This is a genomic window from Cutibacterium sp. LaCa_286, from assembly GCF_057198075.1.
Window position 1 is genome coordinate 340,311 of the sequence record NZ_CP191091.1, and the last position, 20,583, is coordinate 360,893.

The 20,583-nt window shown below is 64.0% G+C and carries 15 protein-coding genes and 1 pseudogene; 10 read left to right on the top strand and 6 right to left on the bottom strand.

What is annotated here, in order from left to right; genetic code table 11:
- Positions 1–10 precede the first annotated feature (10 nt).
- Positions 11–1,315, bottom strand: a complete 1,305-nt coding sequence (locus ACP8JZ_RS01340; protein ID WP_484482563.1) for a sensor histidine kinase — start codon at positions 1,313–1,315, stop codon at positions 11–13.
- A gap of 301 nt (positions 1,316–1,616) precedes the next feature.
- Between ACP8JZ_RS01340 and ACP8JZ_RS01345 the strand changes: the two genes are divergently transcribed.
- The 3 genes from ACP8JZ_RS01345 (at position 1,617) to ACP8JZ_RS01355 (ending at position 4,128) form a co-directional block, all read left to right on the top strand.
- Positions 1,617–2,177, top strand: coding sequence for a flavin reductase family protein (locus ACP8JZ_RS01345; protein ID WP_277101998.1), 561 nt, complete (start codon positions 1,617–1,619; stop codon positions 2,175–2,177).
- Positions 2,178–2,303: 126 nt separating this feature from the next.
- Entirely contained in the window at positions 2,304–3,197 is an 894-nt protein-coding gene (locus ACP8JZ_RS01350; RefSeq protein WP_323464572.1) for a fructose bisphosphate aldolase, read from the top strand.
- 169 nt (positions 3,198–3,366) lie between these two features.
- Positions 3,367–4,128 (top strand): HAD-IIB family hydrolase, encoded by a 762-nt coding sequence (locus ACP8JZ_RS01355; protein ID WP_021103917.1) that lies wholly within the window; start codon positions 3,367–3,369, stop codon positions 4,126–4,128.
- Between the two features lie 224 nt (positions 4,129–4,352).
- Here the strand turns inward: ACP8JZ_RS01355 and brnQ are convergent.
- A pseudogene (brnQ, locus tag ACP8JZ_RS01360) lies at positions 4,353–5,687 on the bottom strand (branched-chain amino acid transport system II carrier protein); the annotation flags it as partial.
- A gap of 283 nt (positions 5,688–5,970) precedes the next feature.
- On the opposite strand from brnQ, the gene clpB reads away from it, so the two are divergent.
- Positions 5,971–8,544 (top strand): ATP-dependent chaperone ClpB, encoded by a 2,574-nt coding sequence (gene clpB / locus ACP8JZ_RS01365; RefSeq protein WP_484482564.1) that lies wholly within the window; start codon positions 5,971–5,973, stop codon positions 8,542–8,544.
- 145 nt (positions 8,545–8,689) lie between these two features.
- On the opposite strand, the gene ACP8JZ_RS01370 is transcribed toward clpB, so the two are convergent.
- Together ACP8JZ_RS01370 and ACP8JZ_RS01375 are read right to left on the bottom strand one after the other, a co-directional pair.
- Positions 8,690–10,972: a LamG-like jellyroll fold domain-containing protein gene (locus ACP8JZ_RS01370; protein WP_484482565.1), complete on the bottom strand. Its 2,283-nt coding sequence runs from the start codon at positions 10,970–10,972 to the stop codon at positions 8,690–8,692.
- A gap of 242 nt (positions 10,973–11,214) precedes the next feature.
- Positions 11,215–11,607 carry a YchJ family protein gene (locus ACP8JZ_RS01375; RefSeq protein WP_323458692.1) on the bottom strand — a complete coding sequence of 131 codons (393 nt, stop codon included), beginning with the start codon at positions 11,605–11,607 and terminating at the stop codon, positions 11,215–11,217.
- 97 nt (positions 11,608–11,704) lie between these two features.
- Between ACP8JZ_RS01375 and ACP8JZ_RS01380 the strand changes: the two genes are divergently transcribed.
- The gene (locus tag ACP8JZ_RS01380; RefSeq protein WP_484482566.1) at positions 11,705–12,295 is read left to right on the top strand and encodes a hypothetical protein; all 591 of its coding nucleotides are present in this window, start codon (positions 11,705–11,707) and stop codon (positions 12,293–12,295) included.
- Positions 12,296–12,648: 353 nt separating this feature from the next.
- On the opposite strand, the gene ACP8JZ_RS01385 is transcribed toward ACP8JZ_RS01380, so the two are convergent.
- The gene (locus ACP8JZ_RS01385; protein WP_323458694.1) at positions 12,649–13,395 is read right to left on the bottom strand and encodes a DedA family protein; all 747 of its coding nucleotides are present in this window, start codon (positions 13,393–13,395) and stop codon (positions 12,649–12,651) included.
- Between the two features lie 126 nt (positions 13,396–13,521).
- Here ACP8JZ_RS01385 and ACP8JZ_RS01390 point away from each other — a divergent pair, with 126 nt between their 5' ends.
- From ACP8JZ_RS01390 to fbaA, 3 genes are all read left to right on the top strand, one after another.
- Positions 13,522–14,118: a TrmH family RNA methyltransferase gene (locus ACP8JZ_RS01390; RefSeq protein WP_286321839.1), complete on the top strand. Its 597-nt coding sequence runs from the start codon at positions 13,522–13,524 to the stop codon at positions 14,116–14,118.
- Between the two features lie 17 nt (positions 14,119–14,135).
- Positions 14,136–14,753: a hypothetical protein gene (locus ACP8JZ_RS01395; RefSeq protein WP_484482567.1), complete on the top strand. Its 618-nt coding sequence runs from the start codon at positions 14,136–14,138 to the stop codon at positions 14,751–14,753.
- 186 nt (positions 14,754–14,939) lie between these two features.
- Positions 14,940–15,965, top strand: a complete 1,026-nt coding sequence (fbaA, locus tag ACP8JZ_RS01400; protein ID WP_277102021.1) for a class II fructose-bisphosphate aldolase — start codon at positions 14,940–14,942, stop codon at positions 15,963–15,965.
- Between the two features lie 66 nt (positions 15,966–16,031).
- Here the strand turns inward: fbaA and ACP8JZ_RS01405 are convergent, their stop codons facing one another.
- On the bottom strand, positions 16,032–16,466 hold the full coding sequence (locus ACP8JZ_RS01405) for a hypothetical protein (RefSeq protein WP_036957765.1): 435 nt from the start codon (positions 16,464–16,466) through the stop codon (positions 16,032–16,034).
- Between the two features lie 891 nt (positions 16,467–17,357).
- Between ACP8JZ_RS01405 and ACP8JZ_RS01410 the strand changes: the two genes are divergently transcribed.
- Positions 17,358–18,716, top strand: coding sequence for an aerotaxis receptor Aer (locus tag ACP8JZ_RS01410; protein WP_484482568.1), 1,359 nt, complete (start codon positions 17,358–17,360; stop codon positions 18,714–18,716).
- A gap of 362 nt (positions 18,717–19,078) precedes the next feature.
- The gene (locus ACP8JZ_RS01415) at positions 19,079–20,572 is read left to right on the top strand and encodes a methylmalonyl-CoA carboxytransferase subunit 5S (protein ID WP_021103930.1); all 1,494 of its coding nucleotides are present in this window, start codon (positions 19,079–19,081) and stop codon (positions 20,570–20,572) included.
- Positions 20,573–20,583: the final 11 nt, after the last annotated feature.

Consider the following 20,583-nt stretch of genomic DNA (forward strand, 5'->3'; position numbering starts at 1 on the left):
GCAGACCCCATCAGGAATGACGGTGTTCCCCCACCTCAGTTGACGGTTCCTCGCCCTCTGCCGCGGTGACGGGCACCGAGGCGAAGACGCGGAACCCGCCGGCCGCCCGGTTGCCGGCCTCCACCGTGCCTCCCCAGGCGCCGATCCGCTCGCGCATTCCCACCAGGCCGTGGCCGCCGCCGTCGACCCCACCGCTGGACGAGGCTCCCTCGGGGGCACCCGAGCCGTCGTCGACGATCTCGACGCGCACCCCACTCGGTCGATGGATGATCGTCACCAGGGCATGGGCCTGGGGGCCGGCGTGCTTGATGATGTTCGTGAGGGATTCCTGGACCACGCGGTAGATGGCGAACTCGGCACCCCGCTCCAGTGGCGGGTGGCTGTCCGGGGCGCCCTCGATGCTCAGGGCGACGTCCAGGACGGACTGGGTGCGCTCGATGAGTTCGGGGATGCTGTCGAGGGTTTCCGCAGGTGAGAGGACGAGCGGTTCGCCGGAGTCGTCGCGCAGCACTCCCACGAGCCTGCGGGTCTGAGTGAGCGCTTCCCGGGCCGTCTCCGCAATGGTGTCGAGCGCGCTGGCAGCCGAGTCGAGTCTGGCTTGCAGATCACCGACCTCCTCGTGATGGGCAAGGTACGCACCTCCGTCAGCCTGCACGACGATGACGGACAGGGAGTGGGCGACGATGTCGTGCATCTCGCGAGCTATCCGGGCGCGTTCCTCCTGGGTGGCCAGTTTGATGCGTTGGTCACGTTCTCGTTCCAGGTCCTCGGCACGTTGACGCAGCGCCAGCAGATTGAGACGTCGTGCTCGTGCGAAACTGCCGGCGAACCATGCCAGCAACACCACCAGGGCGCACGAGATGGAGAACGTGCCCCATGCCTTGGCGGCCTCCTTGACGGTGCCGTACGGCCGGGTGATGTACCAGCCCCATCGCCATCCGGCGAGGGCGGCTCCCACCATGGCCACTGCCAGCCACGCCCGAGCCCCGCGACGCGTCCTGCCGTAGGTGACGCTCGCGAAGATCGCGATGGGAACCAGGATCGCCGAGGGCTGGAAGGAGTCGCAGAAGATGACGGTGAGCACACTGCACACCGCCGTGCCGGCCACCATGATGGTGGGTCGAGTCCGCCGCCACACCAGCACGAGGACCTGGAGGAGACCCCAGAGGATGCAGCCCAGGAAGGCCAGGCTGCCAGGCTGGCAGTGGTTGATCGGGGTGCTGGGAAAGACGATGAGGGCGAGAAGTACCGCGAAGATCCCGTCAATGACCATGGGTCGTCTGTTGAACCACTCGTTGATCTCCCGGAAAGTCACTCCGTCAGCCTACGGGCAGGTCATGAAGGTGGCGTCATGCCGTGGGATGATTCGCAACAGTCCTTGAGGACGATGGTCAAGGACCGGTGCCACCGGTGGCCCTGTCATCAGCCAGCGGGTGTGCATGGCCGAGTCCAGTGATGAAGATTGCCTCCCCATGGTGAGGGATGCCTCGGATGACTCACCAGAGAAGATTTTCACTCCGATGGCCCACACACTTCACGGGATGCGAGATCATGGGGCGACGAGCCTGCCCAGGTGGAATCTCCGGGCAGGTCGGTGTCAGTCTTGGAGTGTGACGATGTCCCGCGATGTCCGTGCCAGTGGTGAGCCCCCTGCCGGAGGCGAACTCCCGATCGACGCACAGCCATCCCTCGACCACGCCCAACAGCTCAAGGAACAGTTGGCCACGGCCTTTCGACACCATCCGGCCGGGGCGGCCATCATCACCGTCAACGGGGCGAATGGTCCGGAGGGGCTCACGGCATCCTCCCTCATCTCGGTGGCGGTGGAGCCGGCCATCATCGTGTTCTCCGCCGGACGGACGACATCCACCTCCCGGCAACTCACCCGCGGGGGGCGTGTCATCGTCCACATGCTCAATGCCGATGCCGAGGAGTTGGCCAACGTCTTCGCCTGCCCGGGAGCCGATCACTATGCCGGGGTCCGGTGGCAGATGTCGTCGGAAGGAGCCCCCGAGCTCGACGTGAGCGGCCCGCATCTGCACGGCTGGGTACGAGACGCCATGGATGTCGGCCCCTCAGCCGTCTGGGCGGTGCAGATCGACCGGATCGATCTGGGCGATCGGGACAGCGATGCCCTGGTGTACCTGGAGCGTCGGTGGCGTCATCTCAGACGGTGATGACGCCAGGGCCCACCGTGTTCGCCCTACGCCGTTTCGGTCCGGTGCCATTCCCGTGGTTTCCGGCAGTCTCGCGGCCTAGACTTGCAGTGTCACCGGAGTCAATGAGGAGTTGGAGGACACGTCATGGACACCCAGCAGTTGGAGCGCATGCACACCGCACCGGGTTTCGTCGCAGCACTGGATCAGTCGGGCGGTTCGACCCCCAAGGCCCTGCGTGCCTATGGCATCGAGGAGTCGGCCTATGGCGACGACAAGGACCGCATGTTCGATCTCGTGCACGAGATGCGTACCCGGATCATCACCAGCCCGGCATTCACCAGTGAGCACATTCTTGCTGCGATCCTCTTCGAGATGACGATGGATCGTGAGGTCGAGGGCATGCCGACGGCAGACTTCCTGTGGCAGCACAAGGGGATCGTCCCCTTCCTCAAGATCGACAAGGGCCTGGCCGATGAGGACAACCACGTCAAGGTGATGAAGCCCATCCCCGGTCTGGACGAGCTGCTGCACCGCGCCGTGGAGGACAAGCACATCTTCGGCACCAAGGAACGCTCGGTCATCGTCGATTACGACGAGATGGGTATCGGCAGGATCGTGGATCAGCAGTTCGAGCTGGGCGATCAGGTGTGCGCTGCTGGTCTGGTGCCGATCCTCGAGCCCGAGGTGGACATCCACGCCGCACGCAAGCAGGAGGCCGAGGAGCTGCTGCACCGGCACATCCGTGAGCACATCGACGCCCTTGACGACGACGCCCGGATCATGCTCAAGCTGACGATTCCCAGCCAGCCCGACCTGTACGCCGACTTCATCGACGATCCGCGGGTCGTGCGTGTCGTCGCCCTGTCCGGTGGGTACTCCCGTGAGCAGGCCAATGAGCTGCTCACCCACAACCACCGGCTCATCGCAAGCTTCTCGCGTGCTCTCGCCGAGGGTCTGGACGCCAAGCAGTCCGACGAGGAGTTCAACTCGACACTGGAGAACTCCATCGACTCCATCTACCAGGCGTCGATTGCTTGAGTCCACCTCCCCCAACCTCTGACGGATGCCCCACCTGCTCACACGTAGGTGGGGCTCACGCGCATGTGGGGCACCTGTCCTGGGGACGTGCATTCAGGGGGACGGGGAACCGGACGGCAGGTGTGGAACGAGAATTGTCGGATTCGGCACGGTTGATACCGTCGGGGGCGTGAACAATTCGTTGCCCGCCGTTGTCGCCTTCGATCTCGACGACACCCTGGCCCCTTCCAAGACCCGTATCCCCGAACCCATGGCACGAATCCTCGGTGCCCTCCTGGGCCGCACCGATGTGCTCGTCATCTCCGGAGGGCAGTTCGGCCAGTTCCGCACCCAGGTGATCGATGCGCTGGAGGACGTCGACGCACCCATGAGAGGGCTGCATCTCATGCCAGCCTGCGGCACTCAGTACTACCGGCTGGACGACGACACCCAGTGGGTGTGCCGCTACGTCGAGGAGCTCACCGACGACGAGAAGTCCCGAGCCATCGCTGCCCTGGAGAACTGTGCCAAGGACCTCGGACTGTGGGAGGACCACACCTGGGGGCCACGTATCGAGGATCGCACCTCCCAGATCACCTTCTCCGCCCTGGGACAGCAGGCCCCGGTCGAGGCCAAGAAGACGTGGGACCCCACCGGGGAGAGGAAACTGCGGCTGGCAGCCGACGTGGCCGCCGCAGTACCAGACCTGGAGGTGCGCGCTGGCGGCTCGACGTCAGTGGACATCACCCGGGTGGGACGTGACAAGTCGTTCGGCCTCACCCGGTTGCTCGAGGTGACCGGCCTGGCCAAGGAGGACGTCGTCTTCTACGGTGACCGGCTCGACGAGCACGGCAATGACTACCCGGTCAAGGCCATGGGGATTCGCTGCGTGTCCGTCACCGATTGGCAGGACACCGCCAACAAGCTCCAGGAGATGCTGGACGCCTGCTGAACGGCTCAGCCTGCCCTCCTCACCGCGCTGCTGCGGCGTTGTGTGTGGGGCCGATCCGGGCTGGCAGGCGCGTGGTCCGGGGTGGGAACGGTCTCATCCCCGGACCACCGTCATCACCGCACACTCTCCAGATCGGCCTCGGGGATGTCCTGAGCGGGTGAGGCCCCTGGATCCTGCCGTCTGTTCCCCGCTCTGCCTGCGCCACCTTCCAGGGGGTCACGATTGCGCCTGGCCCTGGAGGCGATGATGCCTGCCGCCAGACCCACCAGGAATGGAACGGTCCATCCGAACCCGGCCTCGTAACCCGGCAGGGTAGCCGTGCCGAGTGACGTGATGACCGAGGCACCAGGCAGATTCACCGGTAGGGCACGGACGAGGTCGAAGAACGCCGAGACGGCCACGAACACCGTCACGAAGCGGTGCGTGGTGCGATCGTGCCCCAGCCACGGGGTGAGCAGGCCGAGGATGATCGTGCTGATGGCCAGTGGATAGACGAACATGAGCACCGGAACAGCCCAGGTGATGATGGCGTCGAGTCCGGCATTGGCGATGAGGGTCGAGACGATCGAGAAGACCACCACCCATGCGCGTACCGACATGGCGCGCGGGAACATCGTCGCGAACATCTCGGCGCAGGCGGCGATGAGGCCGATGGCCGTCTTGAGGCAGGCGACGAGTACGATGGCGCCGATGAGTATCTCTCCGGGGTGACCGTAGTAGTGCAGTGCGGTCTCGGCGAGCACCGTGCCACCGTTGTCGGCCTCGGGAACCGTTGGCTGTGAGGTTCGGCCCAGGAACATGAGGCAGATGTAGACGATCGACAGTGCCACCAGGGCGACGATGCCCGAGGTGGCGGCCTGGGAGGCCACCTGGCGTCGACTGGTACGCCCCACCTGGTGGATGGCGTCGACGATGATGATGGCGAAGGCGAGTGTGGCCAGGGCATCCATCGTGTTGTAGCCGTCCAGGACGCCCTGCAGGAAAGGCATTTGGGTGTAGGGAGCCTGCGCAGCACGTGAGGCGTCCGAGGGCATCGGTTTGACGATCGTGGCGACGACGAGCACGGCAAGCAGAACGAGGAACAGGGGAGTGAGGAAACGTCCCACCCAGTCCAGCAGACGTCCGGGGCGCAGGGCCACCAGGAAGGCCAGGGTGAAGAAGACGAGGGTGAAGACGAGCAGCGGGATCGTCATGGGCCCTTCTGCGAGGAAGGGGCGCACCCCGATCTCGAAGGACACCGTTGCCGTCCTGGGGATGGCGAATGCCGGACCGATCGTCAGGTAGAGCAGGCAGGTGAAGAAGGTCGCCCAACCCCGCCAGGTGTGCGAGGTCATCTCGTACAGGCTCCTCGATCCAGATGTCGCAGTGGCGACGACGCCGAGTATCGGTAGGCCCACGGCCGTCAGCAGGAAGCCCAGCCCGGCCCAGCTGGTTGCGCCTCCAGCCAGACGTCCGAGTTGGACAGGGAAAATCAGGTTTCCTGCTCCGAAGCACAGGCCAAAGATCATGAGACCGATGACCAGAGTGTCGGAACGGTGCGATGAACTGTCCTTTGCCATGCGCGTAGTTTTCCCGACATATCAGTATTCGGAGATATGTGTACGCATTGTGAGATTGTCTGGGGCGTGCGATGTGGGCCCGGATCGCCTGTCGCAGCGGGGTGGGCTGGCGCAGGGGTGATGTTTTCCCTTGTCAGTTCGTGGCGGAGGGTTCTCCCGAGTGGTTCCACGCGATGATTCCGCAGGCGCTCTTGACTCTCGGAGTAGAGTTGAGTCGAAGACGCTCAACTTTGATGACGGTTCTGGTCGTCCGTCACGATGAGCATGATCCAAGCGAGGAAAGATGGACACAAATCTCACCACGATGAGCCGGGACGCGGTCACCGCCGCCTCTCGGCACGCGTTGGCCCACGGGAACCCGTCCGTGGAGCCCTCGCACCTGCTGCACGCCCTGTTCACCATTCCCGACAACACCGTCGGGCCGTTGGTGACGTCACTGGGCATCGATCCCAAGACCGTGGATGGCCTCGCCACCGACGCCATGGCCAAACTCCCGTCCAGTTCCGGGGCCTCCGTGGCCCAGCCGCAGCTCTCGGGTGCTTTCGCCCGGGTCGTCGCCGACGCCCAGAACCGGGCCGAGGCGCTGGGCGACTCCTTCGTCGCCACCGAACACCTGCTCATCTCGTTGACGGCGGTACCCTCCGACGTCCAGACGGGTCTGACCGGGCTGGGACTCAAGCCCGACACCCTCACTGCCGCGTTCAACGAGGCTCGCGGTGACCGTCGTGTCACCTCCGAGGAGTCCGAGGGTGGGGAGTCGGCGCTGGCCAAGTACTCCGTCGATCTCACCGAGCGGGCCCGGTCCGGCAAACTCGATCCGGTCATCGGCCGGGACGCCGAGATCCGTCGCGTCGTCCAGGTGCTGGCCAGGCGTACCAAGAACAACCCGGTGCTCATCGGTGAGCCCGGCGTCGGCAAGACCGCAGTCGTCGAGGGGCTCGCCCAGCGCGTCGTCGCCGGTGACGTGCCGGACTCCCTCAGGGGGCGGCAGGTCGTCTCCCTGGACCTGTCCTCGATGGTTGCCGGGGCCAAGTACCGCGGTGAGTTCGAGGAGCGCCTCAAGGCCGTCCTCAACGAGATCAAGGAGGCCGAGGGCAAGGTCATCACCTTCATCGACGAGCTGCACACCGTCGTGGGTGCCGGAGCCTCTGGCGAGGGCGCCATGGATGCCGGGAACATGCTCAAACCCATGCTCGCTCGCGGTGAACTGCGCATGATTGGCGCCACCACACTGGACGAGTACCGCGAGCGCATCGAGAAGGACCCGGCCCTGGAACGTCGTTTCCAGCAGGTCTACGTCGGTGAGCCCACGGTGGAGGACACCATCGCCATCCTGCGCGGCCTGCGGGAACGCTACGAGGCCCACCACAAGGTGCGCATCACCGATGGCGCCCTCGTCGCCGCCGCCAGCCTGTCGAACCGGTACATCACCAGCCGACAGCTCCCCGACAAGGCCATCGACCTCATCGACGAGGCTGCCTCACGGCTGCGCATGGAGATCGACTCCTCCCCGGAGGAGATCGACACGCTGCGTCGGGACGTGGACCGCATGAAGATGGAGATCTTCGCCGTCGAGAAGGAAGACGACCCGGCCAGCAGGCAACGTCTGGACCGGTTGCGCACCGACATGGCCGACAAGCAGGAGGCCCTGCGCGGTCTGGAGGCGCGCTGGCAGGCCGAGAAGGCTGGTCTCAACAAGGTCGGTGAGCTCAAGACGCAGATCGACTCACTGCGCACCACTGCCGAGAAACACCAGCGGGAGGGAGACTTCGGCAAGGCCTCCGAGATCCTCTACGGTCAGATCCCAGCCCTGGAGCAGGAGCTCGCCCAGGCTGCCCAGGACGAGCAGGAGACCACCCGGATGGTCTCCGAGGAGGTCTCGGGCACCGACGTCGCCGAGGTCGTCTCGGCGTGGACCGGTATCCCGGTGGGACGCATGATGCAGGGTGAACAGGAGAAGCTGCTGCACATGGAGGAGCGCATCCATGAGCGCCTCATCGGCCAGGATCGTGCGGTTCGGAGCGTCGCCGACGCGGTACGGCGCTCCCGGGCAGGTATCTCCGACCCCAACCGACCCACCGGATCGTTCCTCTTCCTGGGGCCGACTGGCGTCGGCAAGACCGAACTCGCCAAGTCCCTGGCCGAGTTCCTCTTCGACGACGAGACCGCCATGGTGCGTATCGACATGAGCGAGTACATGGAGAAGCACTCGGTCTCACGGCTGGTCGGTGCGCCCCCGGGATACGTCGGTTACGAGGAGGGCGGCCAGCTCACCGAGTCCGTGCGGCGTCGGCCCTACTCGGTCATCCTGCTCGACGAGGTGGAGAAGGCCCACCCCGACGTCTTCAACATCCTGCTGCAGGTGCTCGACGACGGGCGTCTCACCGACGGCCAGGGGCGCACGGTCGACTTCCGCAACACGATCCTCGTGCTCACCAGCAACCTGGGATCGCAGTTCCTCTCCGACGCGAGTCTGTCGGCCGAGCAGAAGCACGAGTCGGTGATGACGACGGTGCGTGCCACCTTCCGTCCTGAGTTCCTCAACCGGCTGGACGACATCATCATGTTCGATCCGTTGTCGATGGCCGATCTCACGCGCATCGTCGACACCAACATCGCCAAGCTCAATGCGCGGATGGCGGATCGTCGGATTCGTGTCGAGGTGACCGATGCCGGCAAGGAATGGCTTGCCAGAGCCGGGTTCGACCCGGTCTACGGGGCTCGTCCACTGCGTCGTCAGATCCAGACGACGATCGAGGACCAGCTGGCACGTCGCGTCCTGGCCGGGCAGGTCACCGAGGGCAGTACGGTGACCTTCGACGGCACCGAGGACGGCGACGGCCTGCGAATTCTCTGAGGTCCGCCAGCTCGTCCCGTGCCAGCCCTGGCCCAGCCTGTGGCCCTCGGCAGAGGATCACAGCGCAGCCAGGGCCCCAGCACACCCGGGGACTCCAGTGGATCGGGGACTCCAGCGTAGTCGAGTCCAGTGTCAGCCTTGAGGCTCAGCGTCCGGTCCGGGGAAGACGTAGCCGGTGCCAGGCGCCTTCCCCCGGGGCCTGGGGCGCACCGTGCCCACCACCCGAGGTGGCTTGGCCGGCAGTCCCTGGGCCTGCAACGGTGGGGCTGGCACCCGGCGTGGCCGACGAGCCGGTGCCACTTGGTGTGGCGGGAGTCCCCGTGGCACTGGATTTCGTGGCGCTGGGTTTCGTGGTACTGGGGCTCGTGTTGTTGGGACTCGTCGAGCTGGGGCCGGTGCTCGGCCCTGCAGACCCGGACGGGCTCGCCGTGGGGCTGGGCTCAGAGGTCGGGGTGCCCGAGGGGCTCGGTGCACTGCTGGCCCGAGCAGTGAGCCACTGAGCAGGCGTGGTCGGATGGTCGACCAGCCGTGTCTCGCCGATGGTCCCGAAGAAGCCGGTGCTCATGATGTTGTCGTAGATGCTGCCACCGATGATCCACGGGCGATCGTCGAAACCGTTGATGCCGTGGGCGCGGCCTGCGGTGCCGTACTGGTTGCGCAGCATGGGCACGCCGTCGATGTACATGACGACCGAACCCTCCCTGGGGTCGTCGACGACGACGAGGTGGTACCACTTGTCGAGGTCGACGTCACCGGACCACACCGAGTACCCATTGCCCACCTTGGCGGTGTCGGTGAAGGCCCATTGCACCTCCTTGAGGCTCGAGATGGCCCCGGACAGCGGCGGTTCCTCCAGATCGTCGGTGTCCGCCCCGGCCACCTTGAAGTTCGGCAGATCACCTCGCCTACCACCTCGGCAGACGAAGGCACCCCAGTAGTTGCTCGAACCGTAGTCCTTGTCGATCTTGATGAACGTCTCGAAGGTGTAGCCCTGCTCGAAGCGCTCCCGGTTGACGGGGGCGTCCTTGGCCGTGGCGAAGTAGGCGAACACGTGCTTGGCCCTGGGCGTGAAGCGAACGGCGTGCTCGGCACTGGAGTACGTCATGTGGTCGGTGACGAGAGCCGCCGCATTGGTGAGGATCCCGGCCTTCTTCAGGGTCATGTCGTTGCCATTGCCACTGATGTCTCGCTCGACGAGCGTGCCGTCCTGCTCGGTGGGACGCCAGTGGGCCACGGTTCCGGGAAGCGTGGGGTAGTCCGTATCGTTCGCCGGCTTGACGAGGGGCAGTGCGGCGATCGGGGTGAACTCCTTGCGCAGCTGGGCGCGAAGGGCGGTGGTGGCTGCCGGAACCTCACCGGTGGGGTGGAAGTCGGCGTCGAACGAGGCGAACCGGGAGGCGAAGTCGAAGCTCGTCACCCAGGTGTCTCCCGACCCGGTGAGCAGGGCGCGATCCAGCGAGTTGGCACGCTCACCCTTGAGTGGCACCCACGGTGAGAAGGCGGTCTGGCACAGCTGGTTGTGGGTGAAGTCGAACTCCATGAGCGCCATGAGCCCGTTGCCGCCCTGGTAGGCCATCTGGTAGTCGAGCAGCTGCTGGAACACCGGCTGACCGGCAGCATTGGTGACGATGCGGTTGGTCGCCCCGTGGTGGTGCCCATTGACGGTGAGGAACACCTGGTTGTGATGGTTGATGAGCCGGTCCCACAGCCGCTGCCCGAAGCTGGTGGACAGCGCGGTGCCGTCGGGGGAGATGTCGATGATCTGGTGGGTGGTGATGATCGTCGGCACCGTCGGGTGGGCGTTCAGCACCGACTCGGCCCAGTCGAGGTCTGCACCGTCGGAGCCCCACGGCACGTTGACGGCCATCATCGGTACGCCGGCGACGGTGAACTCGTGCCAGTTCGACATCCCGCTCGGCCCCATCTCGCGGAAGCTCGGGGAGTGGGCCTGACGATCCTTGGGGAACCACGTGCGGTAGTAGTGGAAGTCGTCGGCAACGTCGTGGTTGCCCGGGATCACCGAGTAGGACACCTTGGCGTCGTCCAGGATTTTCATGGCACGATCGGCCACGACGTACTGGTCCTCGTGCCCCTCGCCGGACTGGTCGCAGACGTCACCCAGGTGGTGGGTCATGGCGATGTGGTAGTCCGCGGTGTGATCGACGATCCACTGCGTCTGACAGTCGTAGGGGTTGGGCAGGCCAGGGTACTGCTTGGCGAACAGGTCGGCTGACTCGACGCCGTATCGTGAGTAGAACTGGGTGTCGGGGAGCAGGGCGATGCAACCACGTGCTCCGAGGTGCCCGTCAACCGTCCCGTCCTTGGTGTAGGGGGCAGCATTGGCCGGCCATCCCCTCTGCACGGCAACCCCTGCCAGGGTCACCATGGCTCCGGCCTGGACGAATAGACGACGACTGATCGACGACATGAACCTGTCTCCTCGTGTTCCCAACTGATCGTGGCTCGGGTTGGCAAGGCTCTCGATGGGCCCCGTCCACCCCGGATGCCATGAGACCATGATCGAAAGACGGTGACGTCACATCATCGTGAACGCCAGCTGTCTTTCAGATGTCACGATCATGTCCGGGCGGGGCGGACGGGATCCATGCGTGCGGGGCGCCGGTGGGCAGGTCAGGAGCCTCCATGTGCTCGGAGGCTGCGCGGCGGAAGTCAGTCGAGCAGGTCCCCGTCGGTGTAGAGCCACCGATGCGCTCGATACTCGAAGCGGGCCTTCTCGTGCAACGTCCCGGCGGTGTGCTGAGCGACGTACTCCACGATTCCCTGCTCATCGCCGGGCTGTCCCTGCTCGACGTCGACAATCGTCAACCCGGTCCAGGCCATGGGCAGGTCGTCAACGACGTCGGGACGAGTGCGCGGATGCCAGGTTGCCCACAGATGTTGCCAGTGGTGCAGGACGTGCGCGGTGTAGCGCGACCTCATGAGGGACTCGGCAGTGGTGGCCCGGCGTGGATCGTCCAGAACTGGTCCGCAGCACCGCGACAGTGGTGCGTCAGACCCACATGGGCAGGTGGAATCGGCAGACAGGGATGGTGCGGCAGACATGACGGATCCTTCTGGTGGTTCTTGGAGTGCACAGAGGTGGCCCGGCAGGGGGCGCACGAGTCGATGCTCCCACGGTATCCCGCATAGGATGGACGGGATGTATCCATGGAAAGACCCGCATCGAGCGTATGCGTTGCAGCAGCGCTCACCCCTGCGTCAGCCAGGTGTGCTCACGGCAATACGCATCATCGTCGGAGGCGGTGTGGCTGGGTGGATGTTGCTGCTTGGCGCCCTCGTCCTTGGCTCATCGTTGTCGGACAATGCCCTGGCCGCGTTCCTCAACTCATATGCCCTGGCCATCGCCTCGGGCGACTGGGTGAAGGTCTTCCTCGTCCCGATTGCGGCATTCACGTTGACGGTGACGATGGGCAGGGGACATGTCATCGATCGCATCCTCTTCACAGCCCTGGCCGTCTACTGGCTGTATTTCCTCACCTTTGATCTTGAACTCACCATTCCGGTCGCGAGGCTCATGGTCATCGTCTGCATGATCCTGGCATGGTCCGCCCCGATGAATCGGTGGATCCGGACGGTGCACGACTATGAGCAGTTGTTGGCCGAGGGAGCGGACCCCCGGAATCTGGCAATACGGTACGGGCTGGTCCCGCGTCGGCCGGACGGTCCTGCGCAACGCACCATGACGAATCCTCCGTCGTGGCCGCCACCGTCGGGCTCTCCTCGCCCGTGAATGAGCGGGCCTCGTGAGTGGGCAGGGCCGATTGGCACGGAGGAACGTGCGGGTGCCCCCCGTGGGAGGCTGATGCCAGGCTACGCCGGGTCGCCTCCTTGGTGGCCATGACCTGCCGTGACGGCCATGGTCGGGCTCCACTTGCGGGGCTGGTGCCAGACGTCCCGGTACGAGGACGCCACTCAATGTACGCGCTGATGACGGGTACCGTGCGTACCAGACGTTCCCGGCACGGCGACGCCACTGCTGAGCCTTGCTGGGCGGTCAGCCACCAGGCTGGCCACACCACGTCCGGCCGTCATCGTTTTTCCCATGACTGGCGGTGAGATGACTGGTGGTGAGTCAGGTTCTGCTCACTCCGCTCGAGCAGCCGCCTTGGGTTCGGTCTGTGCGTCCTCTGCGTTGGTCTCATCCGCACCCTTGCGACGCGCCTTGAGCCACTCGACCCCCATGGGAATGAGTGAGACGACGATGATGAGCAGCAGTGCCGCCTCGAAATTGTTGCGGATGACGTCCACCTGGCCCAGGAAGTATCCAGCCTGCACCGCGATGAGTACCCACAGCACTCCACCGATCGCCGTGTACGAGATGAACTTGCGGAAGTTCATCTGTGCGACGCCACCGACCATCGTCACGAAGGTGCGCACGATTGGCACGAATCGAGCCAGGATCAGTGCCGGGGCGCCGTGTTTCTCGAAGAACTCGTTGGTCTTGTCGACGTGCTCGGGGGCGAACACCTTGCCAGCGACTCCCTCCCGAGGTCGGAAGAGCCGTGGCCCCACCTCGTGGCCGATCCAGTAGCCAACGGTGTTGCCGGCGATGGCCGCAATGATGAGGACGATGTTGACGATGACGAGGGTCGACGCAGGTGATCCGTAGTGCACCAGTGGCACCTCGGAGTTGACGCCAACGGCTGCGAACATGCCCAACGCGAAGAGCAGGGAGTCACCTGGCATGAAGAACACCGCGAGCCCACACTCGGCGAAGACGATGAGGGCAACGATCCACAGCGCTGCTGCTCCGGCGGCTTCGATGATGTGTTGCGGATCCAACCAAGCTGGCATGAGCAGTGGAATCAGCGTGATGAGGAGACTCGGCATGGCTTCCAGAGTACCGTTACATTCGTGTGTGCCCATGACCACGGCGAGTTGCCCGACGATCCGTCCGTGTGCATCCCGGGACGAAGCGGCCTGACCACTGCAAACGCAGCGACGGGTTCCACGGCGGTGGGGGTCGGTCCTGCTGCGCGACCGTGGCCGGAGGATGCCCGGCTCGACCCGGACCTGCTGGAACACGGTGACCGGCGCAATGTCGTTGATCGGTATCGGTACTGGAGTGTCGAGGCGATCGTCGCCGAGCTTGACACCCGTCGTCGTCCACTGCACATCGCCATCCAGAACTGGGAGCACGACTTCAACATCGGTTCGGTGGTGCGCACCGCCAATGCGTTCAACGTGGCCGGGGTGCACATCCTGGGCCGACGACGGTGGAATCGACGCGGTGCGATGGTCACCGATCGCTACCTGCACATTCACCACCATCCCGACGTTCCCGACTTCCTCACCTGGCTGGAGGCTCACGACATCACTCCGGTCGGTGTCGACAATCTGCCCGGATCGGTGGCGCTGGAATTGGCCACCCTGCCGCGGGACTGCTGCCTGGTCTTTGGTTCGGAGGGCGCTGGGCTCACTGACGAGGTGGTTGCCGGGTGCAGCCAGCTCGTCGCCATCACCCAGTACGGGTCCACCAGGTCCATGAACGCCGGTGCTGCCGCCGCCATCGCCATGTGGGCCTGGGGCATGCAACATCCTGTCCATCCCTGACCGGATAGGCTGAACACATGGCGTCGTCATCATCTGCTCTGCTCGTGGCCTTCAACCCGGTGCCCACAGCCGGACGAGTCGCGCGCTTCCAGTCGTTGCGGTTGCGCATCGTCGTGCAGACCCTTCTGGCCGTTGCCGTCGTCATCGTCGTCCTGGCCATCGCCAAGGTCGACTTCGACACGACCACCGTCGTGTGGATCATCACCCTGTGGGCGGTACTGCTTGCGGTGTTGTGGGCGGTGCAGGCCGTGCGACTGCGCTCGGCACGCAAGGATCTGCTGGGGATTGGCGAGGGGACTGCACTGCGTGTCGACGGCGCCGGCGTCGCCGTGCGAACCAGTCTGCGCAACCATGGCGATTTCGATGACGCCACTTTGGCAGTGCAGGTGGCCGGGGCACCGGAGGATGCCCGGTTCGACCAGGTGAACTGGCAGGATCTCACACGGTTTGCCGTGGAACCGTCCCATCATGAACCCATCCTCGTCGTCGAGCAGGGGCGGGGAGAACAGTTGCAGCGGTGGCAGGTACCCACGTCGTGGCTCGGTGCCGCGCCGCAGACCATTGACATGGCTGCCATGCAGTGTTCTGGCGGTCGGCAACGTCTGGAGTGCGCTGATCAGGTCGGGCCGGCCTGACTCTGCGGCACCTGCTGAGCGTCGGGTTCTGACTCGCTGACGAACCTACCCGACGCGCAACCAGGAATGTGGGTATATGTGACTTGATATGATCATTCGTGCAAGTTGTCACATAGGGTTCTGCTGCGCAGTGATGAACGATAGAGTCAGGTGCTGCGAGCTACCAACGCAGAAAGGTGCATATCCATGCCCATCGCATCTCCTGAGGTATATGCTGAAATGTTCGATCGCGCAAGGCAGAAGGGCTTTGCGTATCCGGCCATCAACGTGACCTCATCGCAGACTCTCAATGCGGCCCTGCAAGGGTTCTCCGAGGCTGGCTCGGACGGCATCATCCAGATCTCCACCGGTGGTGCCGAGTACGCCTCGGGCCAGAAGGTCAAGGACATGGTCACCGGTGCCGTTGCCCTGGCGGAGTACGCCCGCGTCGTGGCCAAGAACTATCCGGTGAACATCGCCCTGCACACCGACCACTGCCAGAAGGAGAAGCTGGATACATACGTCAACCCGCTCATCGCCATCTCGCAGCAGCGCGTCGACAAGGGCCAGGACCCGCTGTTCAACTCCCACATGTGGGACGGCTCGGCCATTGAGGTCGAGGAGAACCTGCAGATCGCCGAGGAGCTGCTCAGCCGTACCGCCAAGGCCAAGATCATCCTCGAGATCGAGGTCGGTGCCGTCGGTGGCGAGGAGGACGGTGTGACCGGCGAGATCAACGAGAAGCTGTACACCACCGTCGCAGACGGCATGCGCACCCTCGAGGTGCTCGGTCTGGGCGAGAAGGGTCGCTACATCACGGCCCTTACCTTCGGCAACGTCCACGGCGCCTACAAGCCCGGACACGTCAAGCTGCGTCCGGAGATCCTCAAGGAGATCCAGGACGAGTGCGGCAAGAAGTACGGCAAGGACAAGCCATTCGACCTCGTCTTCCACGGTGGTTCGGGCTCCACGGCCCAGGAGATCGCCGACGCGGTGTCTTACGGCGTCGTCAAGATGAACGTCGACACCGACACCCAGTACGCCTTCTCCCGCCCGGTCGTCGATCACGTCATGACCAACTACAGCGGCATGTTGAAGATCGACGGTGAGGTCGGCAACAAGAAGATGTACGACCCGCGCTCGTGGGGTCGGAAGGCCGAGACCGGTATGGCTGCTCGCGTCGTCGAGGCCTGTGAGCGTCTGGGTTCCGAGGGCAATGCCATGAATGCCTGAATGTGACTGCACGACCCCGGTCGGTTCCTTGCGGAATCAACCGGGGTCATGCATGTGGCTCCTGCGTCAGCGATGTGATGGTAGCGGTGGCGGTGGGGTCGTGTTGGCGCGCACCGTGGCGTTCCAGTTGACGAGCCATCCCTTACCATCGACGGGTGTCATGATGACCGTCATGATTGGCTTTGCCGTTGCTCGTGAGTAGATGTCCGCCGATCCTGTCGGAAGGGGCCCATCGGAGATGAGGATTCCCTCATTCAACCCGGCCGAGTCGGTGTTGAAGGCCTTGTAAATGGCGTGACCCCACGCTTCGGCTTTCTTGGAGTGACTGTCCCAGCCGGTGTTGGGTGCGATGAGATCTTGTACTCGGTAGTTGTCGATGGTGTCAGGGGTCGAGATGGCCTCGGCGAAATAGGTTGCCATGCCGACGTCACCCACCCCGAGTTCGTCATCATGGTGCAGGCACACCACGGTGCCACCGACTCCTGCTGCTGCAGAGAGGATGCCACAGACAACATATGTGGCAACGGTCTTGACATGCATTGTCATCTCCAAGGCTTGAATGGTGTCAGGTCTGATGAAACGTCCGGATCGTCCATTTGAGTTTTTCTACCCTCTAAATTCACCATTTCCTGCACGGCGGGGAAGGGCCTGTTGTGCGTCGTCACTGTGTGACATGGCTCGGAGCGGTTCTCAGTCCTTGACTTCAGTGGGAGGTGACCAGCGGAGGCGAGACGTTCCCCACGGCCAGACGATCAAGCATTTCGCGGACATGGTGGGGGGCGAGAATGATGCCGATCAGATCCATGACTCACCTACGAAGCGTCATGATCGTTCCTTGCTGTGAGGGATGGTAGGGGCTGGGGATGGCGGATGGGTTTCATCTTCAGCTTATTGTCACTGGACTGTTTTTCAAAAGAAACCGTCGTCATTGAGGATCTCCTGTGAGTACGCGGCATACCTGGGAAGGAGACACCTACCAGCACTGTGATGGCGTGGAAGGTGTCAGGCATCTCTCGCCGCGCTGTGACGGGCCGTACTCGGGATGTCGATCCGGATCCGGGCCACGGGCGCCCATGTCGTCGAGACCTGTGGGAGTCCGGGTTTCCCCGGACAATGCCATGAAGGCCTGGATTCCACAGCTGGTTGTCGCGTCCTGGTCGACGTCGTGGGAAGCGGCTGGTGTTCTTGCATGTGACAGCTCCGTCACCAGTACCTCCGAGAATTAAGAAAAATATTTATTTTACCATCTGGTACCTTCTGAGTTGACCCCGGGGTGCCAAGGTGTCACGATTCATCTCGTGACGAACAGTGCGGCATGGATGTGCGAGCAGGTTCGGAGCAGACCCTGTGGCGCCACACCACAGCATCCCTACGACACAGATCAGGAAGGCCATGTCACGACCAGAACCAACCGGGGAGCAGCGCATCGTCGAAACCGATGAGATCTTTTTCTCCACCACCGACGCCAAGGGCGTCATAGAAAAGGCGAACTCTGTCTTTGTCGACATTTCGAGGTATCCATGGGATGATCTCATCGGTGCGCCGCACAACATCATTCGACACCCCATGATGCCCAAGGCGGCGTTCCTGGCCATGTGGAACACCATCCAAGGTGGCGAACCCTTCTGCGCCTACGTCCACAACCTTGCTGCCGACGGTGCCACCTACACCGTGCTCGCCACCATCGTGCCGCTGGACGAGGGCTATCTGTCGGTGCGCATCGCTCCGCAAGTCTCCGAACTGCAGAATGCCGCAGAGGCCGTGTACCAAGCTGCCCGGGATGCCGAGTGGGTGGCTGGAGAGCAGGGATGCGGTGCTCCGGAGCGCGCCCGCCGCGGGCTCGACGCTGTTCAGACGGCCCTGGAGCAGGCTGGGTTCCCTGACTACGGGTCGTTCATGCGCAAGGTCCTGGTGCAGGAGGTCGCGTGTCGTCGTCTGCAGCGCCGTCCCTCGCGCGGCATGTCGGACGAATCGGCTCTGGGGCGGCTGTCCACGCAGGCCAATCGTGCTGGTGACGTCGTGGACACCTGGTTGGCAACCTTCGAGGATCTCAGTGATCTGTCGGTCAAGGCCGGTCGGACCGCTCACATCCTGGGTGAAGCCATGGCCGAGTCCAAGCGGACTGCCGATGCCATCACCGATTCAAGCCAGTCCACCGAACCGGCTCTGCGACCCCTGGTGTCCGTCCTCACCCTGTGGACGAGTATGGATGCCGAGATTGCACCGCTCATCGATGAGGTCGTTGCCGATCTCCACGCCCTGGCCACCAGTGCCGATCTCACCAGTTTCCGCCTGGCGATTGCCCACGTCCAGGTGGAGTCGATGCGCAGCTTCATCTCCGAGATCTGGGCAGAGATGCCCGGGTGGGAACGTGCGCTACCTGCCATCGATGACCTCTCGATCGCGGTGGAGGAGGCCATGTCGCAGGCCACACGCCGACTGGACGAGGTGCGCTCCTTGGCGGCCAGTGCAGCCTCTCGCACCGGGGAGCTGGCAGAACTCATGGCCATGCCCACTGCACTGCTCACCAGCTGGCAGCACATGGCCAGTGAACGTGAGTTGTCGCAGGGAGTTGCCGATCTGGCCCCGAAGGTGGAGGAGCAGATCGGTGCCAGCCAGGAGATGGCAGCCGAACTCACCAGTGTCGTTGCAGGATTGCGCAAGCTGGCAGATGCACGGCTCGAGGACGGGGATGCCGTCCTGGTGACTGACATTCGTCGACTGGCTGCCGAGGTGGCAACGGGAAAGTGAGTCGTGAGTCGGTTCCCGCAGATCGGTTCTGGGTGGGACGACGCGTCGCCCCTGAGCCGGGCGTGAGTTCTCTGAGATGGTCGAGAGTGCTCAGCATGGTCATGACTGGTTCGCTCGCAGGCGGTCTGGTCCTGGTGGTGTGACAGTGGTGAGGTATGCCTGCCGCACCGTGGCGACCAGTCATCCAGTGCACTGCCCAAAGCCCCAGAAGGATTTCCCAAACATGTTCCAGGTGTCCGAGATGGGCCTGTGGAGCAGTTCCAGGGCCCATCGTCTGAACGGCCTCTCGGCTGAACATTGTTAAGTTGTGGAACTTTGACCCCGAGTCAGCGAAGCCTTGTGGAAGGTGCAAGGATTGACCCATGAGTCCGCGAAAGATTGGCGTTACCGAGCTCGCGCTCCGCGACGCGCATCAGAGCCTGCTTGCCACCCGAATGTCACTGGAAGACATGGTCGACGCTTGCGCCGACATCGACGCTGCTGGCTACTGGTCCGTCGAGTGCTGGGGTGGAGCTACCTTCGATTCCTGCATCCGTTTCCTCAATGAAGACCCGTGGGAGAGGCTTCGCACCTTCCGCAAGCTGATGCCCAACTCCCGTCTGCAGATGCTGCTGCGTGGGCAGAACCTGCTGGGTTACCGTCACTACAACGACGAGGTCGTCGACAAGTTCGTCGAGAAGTCCGCCGAGAATGGCATGGACGTCTTCCGCGTCTTCGACGCCCTCAACGATCCCCGCAACCTCGAGCACGCAATGGCCGCCGTCAAGCGCGTCGGCAAGCACGCCCAGGGCACGATCTGCTACACGACCTCCCCGATCCACACCCCGGAGAGCTTCGTCAAGCAGGCCGACCGCCTCATCGACATGGGCGCCGACTCCATCGCCTTCAAGGACATGGCTGCCCTGCTCAAGCCGCAGCCGGCCTTCGACATCATCAAGGGCATCAAGGAGAACCACCCCGACGTGCAGATCAACCTGCACTGCCACTCCACCACGGGCGTCACCATGGTGACCCTGCAGAAGGCCATCGAGGCTGGCGTTGACGTCGTCGATACCGCCATCTCCTCGATGTCGCTGGGTCCGGGCCACAACCCCACCGAGTCGCTGGTCGAGATGCTCGAGGGCACCGAGTACACCACTGGCCTCGACATGGATCGCCTCATCAAGATCCGCGATCACTTCAAGAAGATTCGTCCGAAGTACAAGAAGTTCGAGTCCAAGACGCTGGTCAACACCAACATCTTCCAGTCCCAGATCCCGGGCGGAATGCTCTCCAACATGGAGTCCCAGCTCGAGGCCCAGGGCGCTGGCGACCGCATGGACGAGGTCATGAAGGAGGTGCCGCGCGTCCGCAAGGATGCTGGTTACCCGCCGCTGGTCACCCCGTCGTCCCAGATCGTCGGGACCCAGGCCGTCTTCAACGTCCTCATGGGCAATGGCGAGTACAAGAACCTCACTGCTGAGTTCGCTGACCTCATGCTCGGGTACTACGGCAAGCCGATTGGCGACCTCAACCCCGACATCGTCGAGATGGCCAAGAAGCAGACCGGCAAGGAGTCGATCGACTGCCGTCCGGCCGACCTGCTCGACCCCGAGTGGGACACCCAGGTTGCCGAGGCCGAGAAGCTCGAGGGCTTCAACGGCACCGACGAGGACGTTCTCATCAACGCCCTGTTCCCGGGGGTTGCCCCGAAGTTCCTCAAGGAGCGCTCGCAGGGCCCCAAGAGCGTCGCGATGACGGAGGCTCAGCTCAAGGCTGAGGCAGAAGGTGCAGAGTCGACCGCCATTGCCGGTCCGATCAACTACACCGTGACGGTTGGTGGCCGTAGCCACGACGTGACCGTCGAATCCGCGTGAGGAAGTCGTCC

What these genes read in the sequence shown, in the direction of transcription:
- ACP8JZ_RS01345 (WP_277101998.1), top strand. Translation starts at nt 1,617, where the DNA reads ATGTCCCGCGATGTCCGTGCCAGTGGTGAGCCCCCTGCCGGAGGCGAA.
- ACP8JZ_RS01350 (WP_323464572.1), top strand. Translation starts at nt 2,304, where the DNA reads ATGGACACCCAGCAGTTGGAGCGCATGCACACCGCACCGGGTTTCGTC.
- clpB (WP_484482564.1), top strand. Translation starts at nt 5,971, where the DNA reads ATGGACACAAATCTCACCACGATGAGCCGGGACGCGGTCACCGCCGCC.
- ACP8JZ_RS01370 (WP_484482565.1), bottom strand. Translation starts at nt 10,972, where the DNA reads ATGTCGTCGATCAGTCGTCGTCTATTCGTCCAGGCCGGAGCCATGGTG.
- ACP8JZ_RS01375 (WP_323458692.1), bottom strand. Translation starts at nt 11,607, where the DNA reads ATGTCTGCCGCACCATCCCTGTCTGCCGATTCCACCTGCCCATGTGGG.
- ACP8JZ_RS01380 (WP_484482566.1), top strand. Translation starts at nt 11,705, where the DNA reads ATGTATCCATGGAAAGACCCGCATCGAGCGTATGCGTTGCAGCAGCGC.
- ACP8JZ_RS01385 (WP_323458694.1), bottom strand. Translation starts at nt 13,395, where the DNA reads ATGCCGAGTCTCCTCATCACGCTGATTCCACTGCTCATGCCAGCTTGG.
- ACP8JZ_RS01395 (WP_484482567.1), top strand. Translation starts at nt 14,136, where the DNA reads ATGGCGTCGTCATCATCTGCTCTGCTCGTGGCCTTCAACCCGGTGCCC.
- fbaA (WP_277102021.1), top strand. Translation starts at nt 14,940, where the DNA reads ATGCCCATCGCATCTCCTGAGGTATATGCTGAAATGTTCGATCGCGCA.
- ACP8JZ_RS01410 (WP_484482568.1), top strand. Translation starts at nt 17,358, where the DNA reads ATGTCACGACCAGAACCAACCGGGGAGCAGCGCATCGTCGAAACCGAT.
- ACP8JZ_RS01415 (WP_021103930.1), top strand. Translation starts at nt 19,079, where the DNA reads ATGAGTCCGCGAAAGATTGGCGTTACCGAGCTCGCGCTCCGCGACGCG.